Here is a 14,962-nt window from a genome sequence, read left to right as displayed (position 1 = left end):
TCACCCAAGGAATGAGTGACTCATGAAGACCATTCTGGTCACCGGCGGTGCCGGTTTCATCGGTGCGAATTTCGTGCTGCAGGCCGTGGCCGACGACCTGCACGTGGTCAACCTGGACAAGCTCACCTACGCCGGCAACCTCGACACGCTGGCCTCGCTGCAAGGTGATGCGCGTCACGTTTTCGCACACGGCGACATCGGCGACCGTACCTTGGTGGCGCGGCTGCTGAACGAGCACAAGCCCGACGCCATCGTGAACTTCGCCGCCGAGTCGCACGTGGACCGCTCCATCGACGGCCCGGCCGAGTTCGTGCAGACCAACGTGGTCGGCACGCTGGGACTGCTGGAATGCGCGCGCGATTACTGGCGCAGCCTCGAAGGCGCCGCCCGCGAGGCCTTTCGCTTCCTGCACGTGTCCACCGACGAGGTGTACGGCTCGCTCGGGGCCGAGGGCAAGTTCATCGAGACTACGCCATACGCACCGAATTCACCGTACTCCGCGTCGAAGGCCGCCTCCGACCACCTGGTGCGTGCGTTCCACCATACCTACGGCCTGCCGGTGCTCACCACCAACTGCTCGAACAATTACGGGCCGTACCAATTCCCGGAAAAGCTGATCCCGCTGGTGATCGCAAAGGCGCTGGCCGGCGAATCGCTGCCGGTCTACGGCGACGGCTTGAACATCCGCGATTGGCTGTTCGTGGGCGACCACTGCAGTGCGATCCGCCGTGTGCTGGAAGCCGGTCGGGTGGGCGAAACCTACAACGTGGGCGGCAATGCCGAACGCGAGAACATCACCGTGGTGAAGACGATCTGCGCCCTGCTCGACGCACGCCGGCCACTGGCCGACGGTCGTGCGCGCGAGTCCCTGATTACCTTCGTCAAGGATCGCCCCGGCCACGACCGCCGCTACGCGATCGATTCCAGCAAGCTGCAGGCCGAGCTGGGCTGGAGGCCCTCGCAGACCTTCGAAAGCGGCATCGCGCAGACGGTCGACTGGTATCTCTCGCATCAGCCATGGGTACAGCGCGTACTCGACGGCAGCTACCGCATGGAGCGACTCGGCGCATGAGCACAACGCAGAAAGGCATCATCCTCGCCGGCGGTTCCGGCACCCGGCTGCACCCGATCACCCGCGCGGTGAGCAAGCAGCTGCTGCCGGTGTACGACAAGCCGATGATCTACTACCCGCTGGCCACCCTGATGCTGGCCGGCATCCGCGAAGTGCTGATCATCAACACGCCGCACGAGCAGGAGATGTTTCAGCGCCTGCTCGGCGACGGCTCGCAATGGGGGCTGGATATCCACTATGCCGTGCAGCCGTCACCGGACGGGCTGGCCCAAGCCTTCACCATCGGCCGCGACTTCGTCGATGGCAAGCCGAGCTGCCTGGTGCTGGGCGACAATATCTTCTACGGTCATGGCTTCACCGAGCGCCTGAAGCGTGCGGCCGCGCGCGAGCACGGCGCCACCGTGTTCGGCTACTGGGTGAGGGACCCGGAACGCTACGGCGTCGCCGAGTTCGACGCGAATGGCAAGGTGGTCGGCCTGGAAGAGAAGCCCGCGCAGCCGAAGTCGCACTACGCGGTCACCGGTCTGTATTTCTACGATGCGCGCGTGTGCGATTACGCTGCCGCACTGAAGCCTTCGCCGCGCGGCGAGCTGGAGATCACTGATCTCAATCGCTGCTACCTCAACGACAATTCGCTCCATCTGGAGCAACTCGGTCGCGGCTTCGCCTGGCTGGACACCGGCACCCACGAGTCGCTGATGGAAGCGGGCAACTACATCGAGACGATCGAGAACCGGCAGGGCCTCAAGGTGTGCTGCCCGGAAGAGATCGCCTACCTCAACGGCTGGATAGACGCCGAGCAGTTGCTGGCGCTGGCCGCACCGCTGGCCAAGACCGGCTATGGACAGTACCTGCAACAGCTGACACAACAGGGCCTGGCGCGATGAAGGTCATTGAAACGGCACTACCCGGTGCGCTGGTACTCGAACCACAGGTGTTCGGCGATGCCCGCGGCTTCTTCTACGAAAGCTACAACGAAGCGAAGTACCGCGCGGCCGGCGTCGACCACCGCTTCGTGCAATCCAACGTCTCGCGCTCGGCCCGCGGCGTGCTGCGCGGCCTGCACTACCAGTGGCCGAATCCGCAGGGCAAGCTGGTCAGCGTGCTCGAGGGCGAGGTCTACGACGTGGCGGTGGACATCCGCCGCGGCTCGCCCACGTTCGGACAATCGGTCGGCGTGATGCTCACCGCCGACAACCACCGCCACTTCTGGATACCGGAAGGTTTCGCGCACGGCTTCTGCGTGGTCTCCGACTTCGCCACCTTCACCTATCAGTGCACCGCGCTGTACGACCCGAAGGCCGACGCCGGCATCCGCTGGAACGATGCGGCGCTGGCCATCGACTGGCCGGTCAGCGCGCCCTTGCTGTCGGACAAGGACGGCAAGACGCCGCTACTTGCCGATGTGCCGCCGGAGCGGTTGCCGGTCTACGTGTCATGAAGATTCTGCTGCTCGGCGCCAACGGCCAGTTGGGCCGTACGTTCCTCGATCAAGGCGGTTTGGCCGCGCGCGGCGAGCTGGCCGCGGCATGCCGTGATGGCGTGTTGACGACCGGCGGCCTCGGCAAGATCGCCGACCTGTCGGACCCCGCATCGCTCCCCGCCGTGCTCGATCACCTGCGCCCTGACGTCATCGTCAACGCCGCCGCCTATACCGCGGTGGATCGTGCCGAACAGGAAGAAGCGCTGGCCACTCGCGTCAACGGCGAGGCGGTCGGCGTGCTCGGCAGCTGGGCGGCAGCGCATGGTGCGCTGGTGATCCACTACTCCACCGACTACGTGTTCGACGGCCACCAGTCGCAACCCTACGCCGTCGACGCACCCACCGGCCCGCTCGGCGCCTACGGCCGCAGCAAGCTGGCGGGCGAACGGGCGTTGCAGGAAAGCGGTGCTGACCATTTCATCTTCCGCACCGCGTGGGTCTACGCGGCGCACGGGCACAATTTCCTGCGCACCATGCTGCGCCTCGGGGCCGAGCGCGACGAGCTGCGCGTGGTTGCCGACCAGCACGGCGCACCGACCGATACCGGGCTGATCGTCGACGGCACGCTCGCCGCGCTGGATCGCTGGATGACGTCGGATCGCGCGGCACGTGAATCGCTCATCGGCACGCATCATCTGGTCGCCAGCGGCGCGACGACATGGCACGGTTTCGCCAGTGCAATCTTCGACGCAGCGCGAGTACGCGGGCTGCTTCCAAATCCGCCGCATGTGGTGGCGATCGCCACCACCGACTACCCGACGCCGGCGGTGCGTCCGGCGTGGTCGTTGCTGGACAACACCGATTTTCAGCGGCGGTTTGCCTCGCCGCTGCCGGACTGGCGCGACGGCATGCTCCGGGTGATGGATCAGCTCGGCAGCAAGTTCGACGGTCCCCGGTCGCCGTAATCCGATTGCTGTCGCGCGTTGTCGCGTAGGGCGGACATTGTCCGCCGCTTTCGCGCCGGCCCGCGAAGGCCTGCCGGCGGGCAGTGTCCGCCCTACGCGGCGGGAACGTTGCGGCATAATGAGCAATCCGCACAGCTCTCCCTGCGTAGGAGCGCATCCTGTGCGCGACGCTTTTCGTGACGTGATGAAGAAACATCGCGCACAGGGTGCGCTCCTACACGTAACATCCGGCCAGGAACGTCGAGCTCATGTTGATTCCCCTGATCCTCAGCGGCGGCAGCGGCACCCGGTTGTGGCCGGTATCGCGGAAAAACCTGCCCAAGCAGTTCCTCGAACTGGCCGGCAAGGGCACGTTGTTCCAGCAGACCGTCGCGCGCACCCGCGCGCTGCCGGAGGTGGCCGCGCCGATCGTGGTGGCCAGCGAGGATCACCGCTTTCTCGCCGCCGACCAGTTGCTGGAAGCAGGCGTCCAAGGCGCCACGATCGTGCTGGAACCGCTGGCACGGAACACCGCGCCGGCGATCGCGCTGGGCGCGCTGCAGGCACTGCAGCACGATCCCGACGCATTGCTGCTGGTGCTGCCGGCCGATCACCTGATCGGCGACACCACCGCATTCACCGCGGCGGTGGCGCAGGCAATGCCATTGGCGAAGGACGGCTGGCTGGCCACGTTCGGCATCCGCCCGGATCGCCCGGAGACCGGCTTCGGCTACATCCGCCGCGCCGAGGCGATCGACGGGCATGGTTTCCGCGTCGGGCAGTTCGTCGAAAAGCCCAGTCTCGCCAAGGCCGGGTCCTACCTCGCCGACGGCGGCTACGACTGGAACTCGGGCATGTTCCTGTTCAGGGCGTCACGCTATCTGGAGGAGCTGGCCGCACACGCGCCGGCGATGCTGGAGGCCGTGCGCGCAGCACATGCCAAGGCCACGGCCGATCTCGACTTCGTGCGCATCGATCGCGACGCGTTCGCACAGGTACCGGACAATTCGATCGACTACGCGGTGATGGAAAAGACCGCGCGCGCCGCCGTGGTACCGGTCAGCTGCGGATGGAGCGACATCGGCTCGTGGTCGGCGCTGTGGCTCACCGGCGACAAGGACGCCGCGGGCAACCTGCGCGAGGGCGACACGCTGACCGTGGACACGCGCAACTCGCTGCTCCGCTCGCACGATCGCCACTTGCTTGCCACCGTCGGTGTCGACGACCTGATCGTGGTGACCACGCCGGACGCCACCCTGGTGGCGCACCGTGACGCGGCACAGGACGTGAAGAAGATCGTCGAACAGCTCAAGGCCGCCGGCCGCAGCGAGCATTCGCTGCATCGCGTGGTGCATCGCCCGTGGGGCAATTACGACTCGCTGGAGGCGGGCGAGCGCTTCCAGGTCAAGCGCATCCAGGTCAAGCCCGGCGCCTCGCTGAGCCTGCAGAAGCACCACCATCGCGCCGAACACTGGATCGTGGTCTCCGGCACTGCCGAGGTCACCTGCGACGACAAGGTGTTCCTGCTCGGCGAAAACCAGAGCACCTACATTCCGCTGGGCAGCAAGCACCGTCTGCGCAATCCGGGCAAGGTGACGCTGGAACTGATCGAGGTGCAATCCGGCAGTTATCTTGGCGAAGACGACATCGTGCGCTACGACGACGTTTACGGCCGGGCGTGAGGGCACCCAGGACTCTGCAGGAGCGCACCTTGTGCGCGATGCTCCTCGTCACGTGCGCAAAGGCAACGCGCACAAAGTGCGCCCCTATGTCTCTGCGACGTGGAAGTGCCGCTTGAACGGGACGCCGGCGGCAACAGGTTCTTCCAGTTCGCGCGCGTAGCGGTGGCCGGCGTAGACCGCATGGGCGATCAGGCCGGGGGCCTCGGCGTCGCCGATGCAGCGCAGCGAGTGCAGCCCGGCGGCGGGCCATTCCGCTTCGCGCTCCAGCAGTTGCTGGTACAGCGCATCGTCCGGCATGCGGGCGGTCACGGTGACGATGGCGTCGCAGGCCAGGTCGCGGTGCCGGTGGTCCCACACGTTTTCGACGCTGAGCGTGCAGCCGGCGTAGCCGACGATGTCGTGCGACACGATCGCCTCGATGCCGAGTTTGGCCATCCGTTTGCGGATATGCCGGTAGTCCAGCGTGTGCTGGCTCCACGGCGCGACGCTGTCTTCCGGCGTCAGATACGTCACCTCGCAACCGCGCAGGCGCAAGGTTTCGGCGGCGATGCCCGCGTAGTAGAAACCGTCGTCGTCGAACACCACCACGCGGCCCTCGGGCAGACGGCCGTCCATCAGGTCGTCGGGCGTGAACACGCGCGGGTTGTCGGGGAAGCCGTCGATGACCGCGCCGTGGCTGCGGCCGTAGCCGTCGCGGCGCCAGTGGCAGCCGGTGGCCAGCACCACGTGGTCGGCACCGAAGTCGAGCACGTCTTGCGCCGTGAGTGCGGAATCGAGATAGACGGCCACATTCGCCAGCTTGCGGATCTGGCCGACGCGCCAGTCGCGCACGCGCGCCCATTCGGCCAGGCCCGGCATGCGCGATTCGCGGGTGACGCGGCCGCCGAGTTCCTTGCGCGCCTCGGCCAGGCTCACCTCGTAGCCGCGCTGGCCCAGCGCACGCGCCGCTTCCAGCCCGGCAGGGCCGGCGCCGACCACCAGCACGCGCGCCGCCGAGCGTTTCGGCGCGATGCGTTCCGGGTGCCAGTCCTTGCGCCACTCCTCGCCCATGGTCGGATTCTGCGTGCAGCGGATCGGCGAGATGGTCATGTCGCCGGAGACGCAGATGTTGCAGCCGATGCATTCGCGGATATCGTCGACGCGACCTTCCTCGATCTTGCGCGGCAGGAACGGGTCGGCGATCGACGGGCGCGCGCAGCCGATCAGGTCCAGCACGCCGCGCTTGAGTTGCGACACCATGGTGTCGGGGGAGGTGAAGCGGCCCACGCCGACCACCGGCTTGCTGGTGGTTTGCTTCACGAAGTCGATGAACGGCTCCTGCGCGCCCTCCGCGGCAAAGCGCGAGGGCACCGAATCGTTGTACCAGGCGGCAAGGTTCACGTCCCACAGGTCGGGCAGCTCGGCCAGCATGGCGACGATCTCCTTCGCCTCGGCCAGTTCGACGCCGCCCGGCCCCAGCAGTTCCTCGGTGGCGAAGCGCAGCGCCACGGCACAGGTGTCGCCGACCGCTTCCTTCGTATCCACCAGCACTTCGCGCAGCAGCCGTACGCGGTTCTCCAGCGAGCCACCGTATGCGTCGCTGCGCTGGTTGCGCCGGCGCTGCAGGAAGTGCATCGCCAGCGACAGGTCGTGCGCGGCGTAGACGTAGATGATGTCCATGCCCGCGCGCTTGCCGCGGATCGCCGCCTCGCGATGCCAGCGGCGGTACTCGCGGATGTCGTGTTGCGTCATCGCCCGCGCCTGGTGCGGGTAGCCGTACTTGGTCGGCTGGTGCGACGGCGCGATCAGCACCTCGCGCGAATAGAGGTTGGAGGCGGTGGGTCCGTTGTGGGTGAGTTCCAGCGCGGCCAGCGCGCCGTGCGCATGCACCTTGTCGCACATCAGCGTCAGCGCGGGGATGTCGCGGTCGTCCCACAGCCGCGCCTCGACGTACGGGGTGAGATCGCCGCTGGGGTGGATCTCGCACTCCTCGGTGGAGACCACCGCCCAGCCGCCCTCGGCCTTCACCTCGCGCATCGCCGCATGCGCCAGCGGCATCGCGTGGCCCATGCCGTTGCAATGCGGCACCTGGAAGAAGCGGTTCTTCGCGGTCACCGGACCGATCTTGAGCGGGGTGAACAGGAGGTCGTAACGCGGGTCGCGCATGGGTTCAGGCCTTGGTCGCCGCGGTCGCGCCACGACGTCGCATGAAGAAATACAGGGGCAACCCGGCCGCGATCAGGCCGAGGGCGTAGACGAACGGCGCCCCGCCGATGCCGATGAAGGCATAGACCACGTACAGCGTGGCGATCACGGCGACCAGCAGCACGCCACGCCCGCGGCACGGCGCGGCACCACGCCGCCACAACACCGCGAGCGCCAGCGCGCAGGCCAGGTACAGCGGCAGGTTCGCTGCGGTCACCAGCAGCGTGATGAAGGTGAACGCGGCCACCAGCGAACTGCTGTAGCTCATCCACACCATCACGGAGGCAAGCACGCCGGTGACCACCAGCGCGGTCGTCGGCGCACCGTGCCGGTTGCCGCGCATGAGCAGCGACGGCAGCACGCCGTTGGCAGCCATGGTGCGGGTCAGCTGGCCGGCCAGCAGGGTCCATCCGTTCAGCGCACCGAGCCCGCTGACCACCACGAACAGTGCCAGCCAGCGGCCGGAGCCGGCCGCGCCGAACTGTTCCATCAACAACGCGAACGGCGCGCCGGCGCTGGCCAGCACGTCCTGCCGGATCAGCAGCAGCGGCACCGCGCAGACCACCAGGTAGATTGCCGCGACCACCACCGCGCCGGCCATCGTCGCGCGCGGAATCGTGCGACCGGGGTCGTCGACGCGCTCGGCCGGGATGCTGGCCGATTCGATGCCGAGCATCGCGAACAGCGCGATGGTGGAGGCCGCCATCACGCCGCCGAAGCTCACCGGCGTGGTCGGCGGATGCGCCACGTAGCTGCCCGGCGAGCTGAGCAGCACCCAGCCGCCGAGCGCGGCGATCGCCAGCATCGGCAGCAATTTCAGCGCCGTGGTGACGATCTGCACCACGCCGCCGGTGCGCACGCCGAGCAGGTTGACCAGCACGAACAGCCACACCAGCGCCAGTGCGAACGCCATCGACGGCACCTCCGCGAGGCCGGGCACCACCACGGTGAGGTAGCCGACCACGCCGGTGGCCAGCGCGGCATTGGTCAGCCACAGCGAAACCCAGTAGGCCCACATCGCCATGTAGGCTGGCAGGTCCCCGAGCGTCTCGCGCACGTAGCCGTAGGGACCGTCCGCGCCCGGCAGCGCCGCGGAAAGGTGCGCGAACACCCGCGCCAGAGTGAGACAACCGAGCAGGGTGATGCCCCAGCCGATCAGCGCGTTGAACCCGTACGGCGCCAGCGAGGACGGCAGCAGGAAGATGCCCATGCCGATCACGTTGCCGACCACCAGCGCGGTACAGGTCCAGAAGCCGATTCGCTGGCGATCGTGCATGGCGGCTAGCTGCTCCATCCCGCCACCGCCACGGCCGGCGCGCTCATGCCGACTCGCCGGCCGGTCCCGCGTATGCCGCGCGCAACAGGTTCTGGAAATGCCACACGCCGCTCTCGCGCTTCGGGTTGAGCCGGCCCGGACGGTAGGCGCCGGAAGCCAGCCCGCGCTGCACCGCTTCGCAGATGCCGATGTCCTCGTTCTGCACCTCGTCGCTGAAGCTGCGGTCGGCCTCCATGCGCGCCTGCGCCGCGGCGTCCTGCGCGTAGTAGTAGTCGAACACGATGCGGCAGCGATCCGGACCCAGCGGCAGGATGCGGTTGGTCTGCAGCCGGCCGGGCATGATGTTGAGCATCACGTTGGGGTAGACGAAGTAATAGAACGCCTCGCCGTCGCCGTAGATGTCGGTGCTGTTGCGCAATGGCGAGGACTGCAGCGAGTGCCACGCGAACAGCTCGGTGTCGTAGGCGCGATAGTCCAGCACCTTCGACAGGCCCGGATGCACGTGCGGCAGGTGGTAACCCTCGAGGAAGTTGTCGACATAGACCTTCCAGTTGCAGTCGATGTCGTAGGTGTCGCGGCGCAGGTAGCGCATCGCCGCCAGGTCGATCGGCGCGATGCGCTCGGCGATGCCGCCGTAGACCTGCTCGAACGGCGGCACCTCCTCGTCCAGCGCGACGAACACCAGCCCCTGCCACTCGTGCACGCGGTACGGCGGCAGGCGGATGTCCTCCACGCGGAAATCGGCGGCGCCCTGCATTTCCGGCGCGCTGCGCAGCTGGCCGTCGAGGGTGTAGGTCCAGCCGTGGTACTTGCAGTGCAGCGCCCGCGCGCCCTTGCCGTCGCACAGCGCCAGCGGACCGGCGCGGTGGCGGCAGACATTGGGGAAGGCACGCAGCACGCCGTCCTCGCCGCGCACCAGCAGCAACGGCACGCCGGCGACTTGTTCGACCGCGTGGTCACCGGGCCCGGTCAGCTGCCCCTGCTGCGCGACCAGTTGCCAGCTGCGCGCGAACACCGCGCGCTGCTCCATCGCGAGCATCGCCTCCCCCGCGTAGTAGCGCGCGGGCAAGGCGTGCGCGCGGTCGAGCGGTTCAGCGACGGTGTCGGTGTGCATGGATTGCTGTCCCCGGTTGGATGGCCGCAAACAACCCGGCCGGCGCCGCCCGCCCGTCCCGGCAGGGGCGCCCCGCTGAGCCTAGCGCTTGTGCCGAACCGGCGGCAACCGCACTGACGCCCGGCCGGCCGGTACGATCCGGCACCCCTATCTACCGGCCGGATTCGGTTGTAGATTGCGGTGAAACCTGCGAGAAGCCGCTGCCGTCCATGCCAGGCGCCGTACTGCTGTCGCCACTTCGCCCCATCGCACCGCGTGGGCCGTTTTCGTCGCCGCGACGAGGCGACGCATGATCGCGGCGTCGGCCAGCGGCACGCTGGAACAGGCGCTGGCGCACGCGGAGCGGCTGCTGCAACGCGACCCCGCGCTGGCGGTGGAGCAGTTGGAGGAGATCCTGCAAGTGGTCGGCGCGCATCCGTTGGCGCTGCAACTGCTGGCAGCCGCGCACTTGCGCCAGGGCGATGCCCAGGCCGCGCTCGACATCCTGCTTCCGCTGGCGCCGTCGCAACCGACATGGGCGGCGCTGCAGCTTGACCTGGGCGTGGTGCTGGGCCGGCTCGGCCGTGGCGAGGAGGCGATCGCCGCGCTGCGCCGCGCGGTCGCGCTGAAACCCGACCTGCCGCAAGCCTGGCGCGAACTCGGCGACCACCTGATGGCCGCCGGCGAGCAGGACGCGGCCGACGCCGCCTACGCCAGGCACGTGCTGCATTCCACCCACGACCCGCGCCTGATGGGCGCCGCCGTGGCGCTCGCCGAAGGCCGCATCCCGCAGGCCGAGGCGCTGCTGCGCGAGCATCTCAAACAGGCGCCCACCGACGTCGCGGCGATCCGCATGTTCGCCGAAGTCGCCGCCCGCGTGGGCCGCAACGAGGATGCGCTGAACCTGCTCGCACGCTGCCTCGAACTGGCCCCCGGTTTCGACGCCGCACGTCAGCACTACGCCATGGTCCTGCATCGCAGCAACCAGCCCGAGCAGGCGCTGGCGCAGATCGAACACCTGCTGGCGAACGACCCGCAGCACCCGGCCTACCGCAATCTCAAGGCGGTGGTGTTGTGCCGCATCGGCGATTACGAGCCGGCCATCGCGATCTACGCCGACCTGGTGCAGCGCTACCCCGACAACCCGCGCCTGTGGATGAGCTACGGCCACGCGCTGAAGACCGCCGGGTTCGGCGACCGCGCGATCGCCGCCTACCGGCACAGTGTGGAACGCCTGCCCTCCTTCGGCGAAGTCTGGTGGAGCCTGGCCAACCTCAAGACCTTCCGCTTCAGCGCGGCCGACCTCGCCACCATGAGCGATCAGCTGGCACGCGCCGACCTGTCGGACGAGGATCGCCTGCACCTGGAGTTCGCCATGGGCAAGGCGCGCTAGGACGCCGACGCCTGCGCGGATTCCTTCGCCCACTACGCGCGCGGCAACGCGATCCGCCGCGCGCAACTGCACTACAGCGCGGACGAGACCAGCGCGCGGGTGGCCCACGCCTGCGCGCACTACACCGGCGATTTCTTCGCTGCGCGCGCGGGCATGGGTTGCCCGGCGCGCGATCCGATCTTCGTGGTCGGGCTGCCGCGCGCCGGCTCCACCCTGATCGAGCAGATCCTGTCCAGCCACAGCCAGGTCGAAGGCACGATGGAGCTGCCCGAAGTCGCCTCGATCTCCCGCAGCCTGCGCCGGCAGGGCGAGGGCGACAGCGCGACGCCCTACCACGATGCGCTGGCCGCGCTCGACGCCGACGCGCTGCGCGCGCTCGGCGAGCACTACCTCGCGCACACCCGCATCCAGCGCAAAACCGCGGCACCGCTGTTCATCGACAAGATGCCGAACAACTTCATGCACGTCGGCCTGATCCACCTCATGCTGCCGAATGCAAAGATCATCGACGCGCGCCGGCATCCGCTGGCGTGCTGCTTCTCGGCGTTCAAGCAGCACTTCGCGCGCGGGCAGAGTTTCAGCTACGACCTCGAGGATGTCGGGCGCTACTACCGCGACTATGTCCGCCTGATGGCGCACTTCGACACGGTGCTGCCCGGGCGCATCCACCGCGTGTTCTACGAGCGCATGGTGGCGGACACCGAGGGCGAGGTTCGCCGCCTGCTCGATTATTGCGGCCTGCCGTTCGAGGACGCGTGCCTGCGCTTCTTCGAGAACCCGCGGCCGGTGCACACCGCCAGTTCGGAGCAGGTGCGCCGACCGATCTATCGCGAAGGCGTGGACCACTGGCGCCGGTTTGCGCCGTGGCTGGGGCCGCTGGAACGCGCCCTCGGGCCGGTGCTGCACAGCTATCCCGAGGTGCCAGGGTTCATCTGAAAGGTTGGGGGTTTGGTTGGTTTGCCGTTCACCGGACAAGGGGAGATCGCATGCACACAAGCAGGTCCAGACAGGTCATGAACGCCCGGCGGGCGACGTTGATCCGGTTGCCGCTGGCAGCCGCCATCTGCCTCGCCATGGCGGCACCCGCCGTGGCGCAGGACACCGGGCAGTCCACGCCGCCCGACACCACGTCATCGACAAAGCAGAAAACCACCACGCTCGGCGTGGTCACGGTGACCGCGCAGAAGCGCACGGAGAACCTGCAGAAGGTGCCGATCAGCATGGACGTGCTGGCCACCGACCAGCTCGAAGCGCTGCACGTGAAGAGCTTCGACGACTACGTGAAGTACCTGCCCAGCGTGACGTTCCAGCAGGGCGGCGGCGGCATCGCCACCGGCCCCGGCTTCGTCTCGATCTACATGCGCGGCGTGACCAGCGGCGGCAATACCAACCACTCCGGCTCGCAGCCGAGCGTGGGCGTGTACCTCGACGACCAGCCGGTGACGACGATCCAGGGTCCGCTCGACATCCACATGTACGACATCGCCCGCATCGAGGTGCTGGCCGGCCCGCAGGGCACGCTGTACGGCGCCAGCGCCGAGGCCGGCGCCTTGCGCATCATCACCAACAAGCCCGACCCCAGCGGTTACGCGGCCAGCTACAGCCTGGGCGTGGACACGCTCGCGCACGGCGGCATCGGCTACACGGCCGAGGGCATGCTCAACCTGCCGATCAACTCGAAGGCCGCGATCCGCCTGGTCGGCTGGCGCGAGCACGACGCCGGCTACATCGACAACAAGGCCGGCTCGCGCACCTTCCCCACCTCGGGCATCACCATCAGCAACGCGCCCGACTGCACGGCGAGCGGAACCTCGCCTTCGTCGACGTTCCAGTGCGTCGGCCATGCCAAGGACAATTACAACGACGCCAATATCACCGGCGCGCGCGCCGCGCTGAAGGTCGATCTCGACGACAACTGGTCGATCACGCCGATGCTGATGGGGCAGCAGACCATCTCGCACGGCAACTTCGCCAGCGACCCGGCGGTGGGCGACCTGGCCGTCACGCACTTCTACCCCGAGCGCGTCAACGACCGCTGGTGGCAGGGTGCGCTGACCGTGCAGGGCAAGATCGGCAACTTCGACCTGACCTATGCCTACGCGCACCTCAAGCGCAACCAGGAGGAACAGACCGACTACAGCGACTACGGCTTCTGGTACGACGCGCTGTACGGCTCCGGCGCGTCCTTCTATGACAACAACGGCGCGCTGGTCAATCCTTCGCAGCACATCAGCGACCGCGACGGCTACACCAACAGCAGCCACGAGCTGCGCCTGGTCTCGCCGGCGGACGATCGCCTGCGCCTGGTCGCCGGCGCCTTCTGGCAGAAGCAGAAGCACGACATCCTGCAGAACTACCAGGTCGACGGCCTGGCCGACGCGATCTCCGTCACCGGCTGGAACGACACCATCTGGCTGACCCGGCAGATGCGTTACGACCGCGACGAGGCGCTGTTCGGCGAACTGTCGTGGGATTTCATCCCCGACGTGCTCACCGGCACCGTCGGCGAGCGCTACTACCGCACCAGCAACCAGCTGTACGGCTACTTCGGCTACGGCGCGGGCTTCTCCTCCAGCCAGGGCGAGGCCGCCTGCGTGTCGCCCGAGCCGTTCATGGGCGCGCCGTGCCTGGACTTCGACAAGCGGGTGAAGGAGAGCGGCAACCTCACCAAGTTCAACCTGACCTGGAACATCAGCGACACCAAGATGATCTACGCCACCCGCTCGGAAGGCTTCCGCCCCGGCGGCGTCAACCGGCGCGGCACCCTGCTGCCGTACCACGCCGACTTCCTGATCAACCAGGAGCTGGGCTGGAAGACCTCGTGGCTGGACAACCGGGTGTCCTTCAACGGTGCGGTGTTCCGCGAAACCTGGAACGATTTCCAGTTCCCGATCCTGGGCGCGAACGGCCTCACCGAAATCAAGAACGCCAACTCCGCGCGCATCGAAGGCCTCGAGTCGCAACTGAACTGGCAGGCCACCTACAACCTGCAGCTGACCGCCGGCTGGGCGCTGTACCGCGCGCGGCTCACCGCCAACTATTGCGGCTTCACCGACGCCAGCGGACGCCCGATCACCGACTGCCCGCCCGGCTCGCTCAATCCGCAAGACGGCAGCGTGGTGTCCGGGCCACTGGCGCCCAAGGGCACCCAGCTGCCGATCACGCCGAAGTTCAAGGGCAACCTGATCGCGCACTACAGCTTCACCCTCGGTGACAGCGATGCGTTCGTGCAGGCGGCGCTGGTCCACGTCGGCAAGCGCACGACCGACCTTCGCCTGAGCGAGCGCGCGCTGCTCGGCGACCTGCCCGCGTACAACACGCTGGACCTGTCCGCCGGCGTGCAGAAAGGCAGCTGGTCGGCCGACGTCTACATCAACAACGCCTTCGACAAGCGCGCCGCGCAATACAAGTACACCGAGTGCGGCGTCGACGTCTGCGGCGCGCACGGCGTGGTGGCGCAGTACCCGAACGGTCAGGTCTACACCGGCTACAGCCTGCCGCGCACCATCGGCATCCGCTTCAAGCAGGACTTCTGAGGACGCCCTGATCTTGCTCGTCATCCCGGCGAGGCGCTTTTCAACGGCCGAAGGGCCGGTCAGGCCGGGATCCAGTGCATCCGAGCCATGCGGCGTCAAGGCACTGGATTCCTGCCCTCGCAGGAATGACGAGCAAGAAGCCGGTGGCCCAGGCCTTCCGCAAGCCATCCGCGACACACCGGTGCCCCGCTCATGCCGGGCACCGGCCGTGTCGGTGCGGCGATGGCGCGTGACCGGCCGCGCACCGGCGGCGCCCTGCTTGCGCCATCGGGCGCGCCTGATGTGACGCAGCGTCGAATCCGTCGATCCGCGAGCGCGCTAAAGTGGCGCTGACGACATCGTTCCCCTGCCTGCGCCGC

Annotated in this window: 11 protein-coding genes; 8 read left to right on the top strand and 3 right to left on the bottom strand. The window is 68.0% G+C overall.

The window, feature by feature from the left end; genetic code table 11:
* Positions 1-22 precede the first annotated feature (22 nt).
* The 5 genes from rfbB to ACVCMB_RS15550 all read left to right on the top strand — a co-directional run bounded on the left by rfbB (position 23) and on the right by ACVCMB_RS15550 (position 5,121).
* On the top strand, positions 23-1,072 hold the full coding sequence (rfbB, locus tag ACVCMB_RS15570; protein ID WP_447105621.1) for a dTDP-glucose 4,6-dehydratase: 1,050 nt from the start codon (positions 23-25) through the stop codon (positions 1,070-1,072).
* Positions 1,069-1,959 (top strand): glucose-1-phosphate thymidylyltransferase RfbA, encoded by an 891-nt coding sequence (rfbA, locus tag ACVCMB_RS15565; protein ID WP_447105620.1) that lies wholly within the window; start codon positions 1,069-1,071, stop codon positions 1,957-1,959. Before rfbB ends, rfbA begins: the two co-directional genes overlap by 4 nt.
* Positions 1,956-2,513: a dTDP-4-dehydrorhamnose 3,5-epimerase gene (gene rfbC / locus ACVCMB_RS15560; protein ID WP_447097174.1), complete on the top strand. Its 558-nt coding sequence runs from the start codon at positions 1,956-1,958 to the stop codon at positions 2,511-2,513. The genes rfbA and rfbC overlap by 4 nt, the downstream gene beginning before the upstream one ends.
* Positions 2,510-3,460, top strand: a complete 951-nt coding sequence (gene rfbD, locus ACVCMB_RS15555; protein ID WP_447105619.1) for a dTDP-4-dehydrorhamnose reductase — start codon at positions 2,510-2,512, stop codon at positions 3,458-3,460. The genes rfbC and rfbD overlap by 4 nt, the downstream gene beginning before the upstream one ends.
* Before the next feature lie 248 nt (positions 3,461-3,708).
* A complete protein-coding gene (locus ACVCMB_RS15550) occupies positions 3,709-5,121 on the top strand; it encodes a mannose-1-phosphate guanylyltransferase/mannose-6-phosphate isomerase (protein WP_447105618.1) in 1,413 nt (470 codons plus the stop codon).
* A gap of 84 nt (positions 5,122-5,205) precedes the next feature.
* Here the strand turns inward: ACVCMB_RS15550 and ACVCMB_RS15545 are convergent, their stop codons facing one another.
* From ACVCMB_RS15545 to ACVCMB_RS15535, 3 genes are read right to left on the bottom strand one after another with little or no spacing between them, the layout of a single operon-like run.
* On the bottom strand, positions 5,206-7,266 hold the full coding sequence (locus tag ACVCMB_RS15545; RefSeq protein WP_447105617.1) for an oxidoreductase: 2,061 nt from the start codon (positions 7,264-7,266) through the stop codon (positions 5,206-5,208).
* 4 nt (positions 7,267-7,270) lie between these two features.
* Positions 7,271-8,581, bottom strand: a complete 1,311-nt coding sequence (locus tag ACVCMB_RS15540) for an amino acid permease (protein ID WP_395116495.1) — start codon at positions 8,579-8,581, stop codon at positions 7,271-7,273.
* Positions 8,582-8,624: 43 nt separating this feature from the next.
* Positions 8,625-9,695, bottom strand: a complete 1,071-nt coding sequence (locus ACVCMB_RS15535; RefSeq protein ID WP_447105616.1) for an aromatic ring-hydroxylating oxygenase subunit alpha — start codon at positions 9,693-9,695, stop codon at positions 8,625-8,627.
* A gap of 289 nt (positions 9,696-9,984) precedes the next feature.
* On the opposite strand from ACVCMB_RS15535, the gene ACVCMB_RS15530 reads away from it, so the two are divergent.
* From ACVCMB_RS15530 to ACVCMB_RS15520, 3 genes are all read left to right on the top strand, one after another.
* A complete protein-coding gene (locus tag ACVCMB_RS15530; protein ID WP_447105615.1) occupies positions 9,985-11,067 on the top strand; it encodes a tetratricopeptide repeat protein in 1,083 nt (360 codons plus the stop codon).
* A 99-nt stretch (positions 11,068-11,166) separates the two neighbouring features.
* Entirely contained in the window at positions 11,167-12,003 is an 837-nt protein-coding gene (locus ACVCMB_RS15525; RefSeq protein WP_447105614.1) for a sulfotransferase family protein, read from the top strand.
* 50 nt (positions 12,004-12,053) lie between these two features.
* Entirely contained in the window at positions 12,054-14,603 is a 2,550-nt protein-coding gene (locus tag ACVCMB_RS15520) for a TonB-dependent receptor (RefSeq protein ID WP_447105613.1), read from the top strand.
* The last annotated feature ends 359 nt before the right edge of the window (positions 14,604-14,962 follow it).

The organism is Rhodanobacter sp. UC4443_H10 (assembly GCF_052978325.1).
This window is presented reverse-complemented; position numbering and strand designations above follow the sequence as displayed.

Coding starts and splice junctions, on each gene's coding strand:
- rfbB (WP_447105621.1), top strand. CDS start 23: ATGAAGACCATTCTGGTCACCGGCGGTGCCGGTTTCATCGGTGCGAAT.
- rfbA (WP_447105620.1), top strand. CDS start 1,069: ATGAGCACAACGCAGAAAGGCATCATCCTCGCCGGCGGTTCCGGCACC.
- rfbC (WP_447097174.1), top strand. CDS start 1,956: ATGAAGGTCATTGAAACGGCACTACCCGGTGCGCTGGTACTCGAACCA.
- rfbD (WP_447105619.1), top strand. CDS start 2,510: ATGAAGATTCTGCTGCTCGGCGCCAACGGCCAGTTGGGCCGTACGTTC.
- ACVCMB_RS15550 (WP_447105618.1), top strand. CDS start 3,709: ATGTTGATTCCCCTGATCCTCAGCGGCGGCAGCGGCACCCGGTTGTGG.
- ACVCMB_RS15545 (WP_447105617.1), bottom strand. CDS start 7,266: ATGCGCGACCCGCGTTACGACCTCCTGTTCACCCCGCTCAAGATCGGT.
- ACVCMB_RS15540 (WP_395116495.1), bottom strand. CDS start 8,581: ATGCACGATCGCCAGCGAATCGGCTTCTGGACCTGTACCGCGCTGGTG.
- ACVCMB_RS15535 (WP_447105616.1), bottom strand. CDS start 9,695: ATGCACACCGACACCGTCGCTGAACCGCTCGACCGCGCGCACGCCTTG.
- ACVCMB_RS15530 (WP_447105615.1), top strand. CDS start 9,985: ATGATCGCGGCGTCGGCCAGCGGCACGCTGGAACAGGCGCTGGCGCAC.
- ACVCMB_RS15520 (WP_447105613.1), top strand. CDS start 12,054: ATGCACACAAGCAGGTCCAGACAGGTCATGAACGCCCGGCGGGCGACG.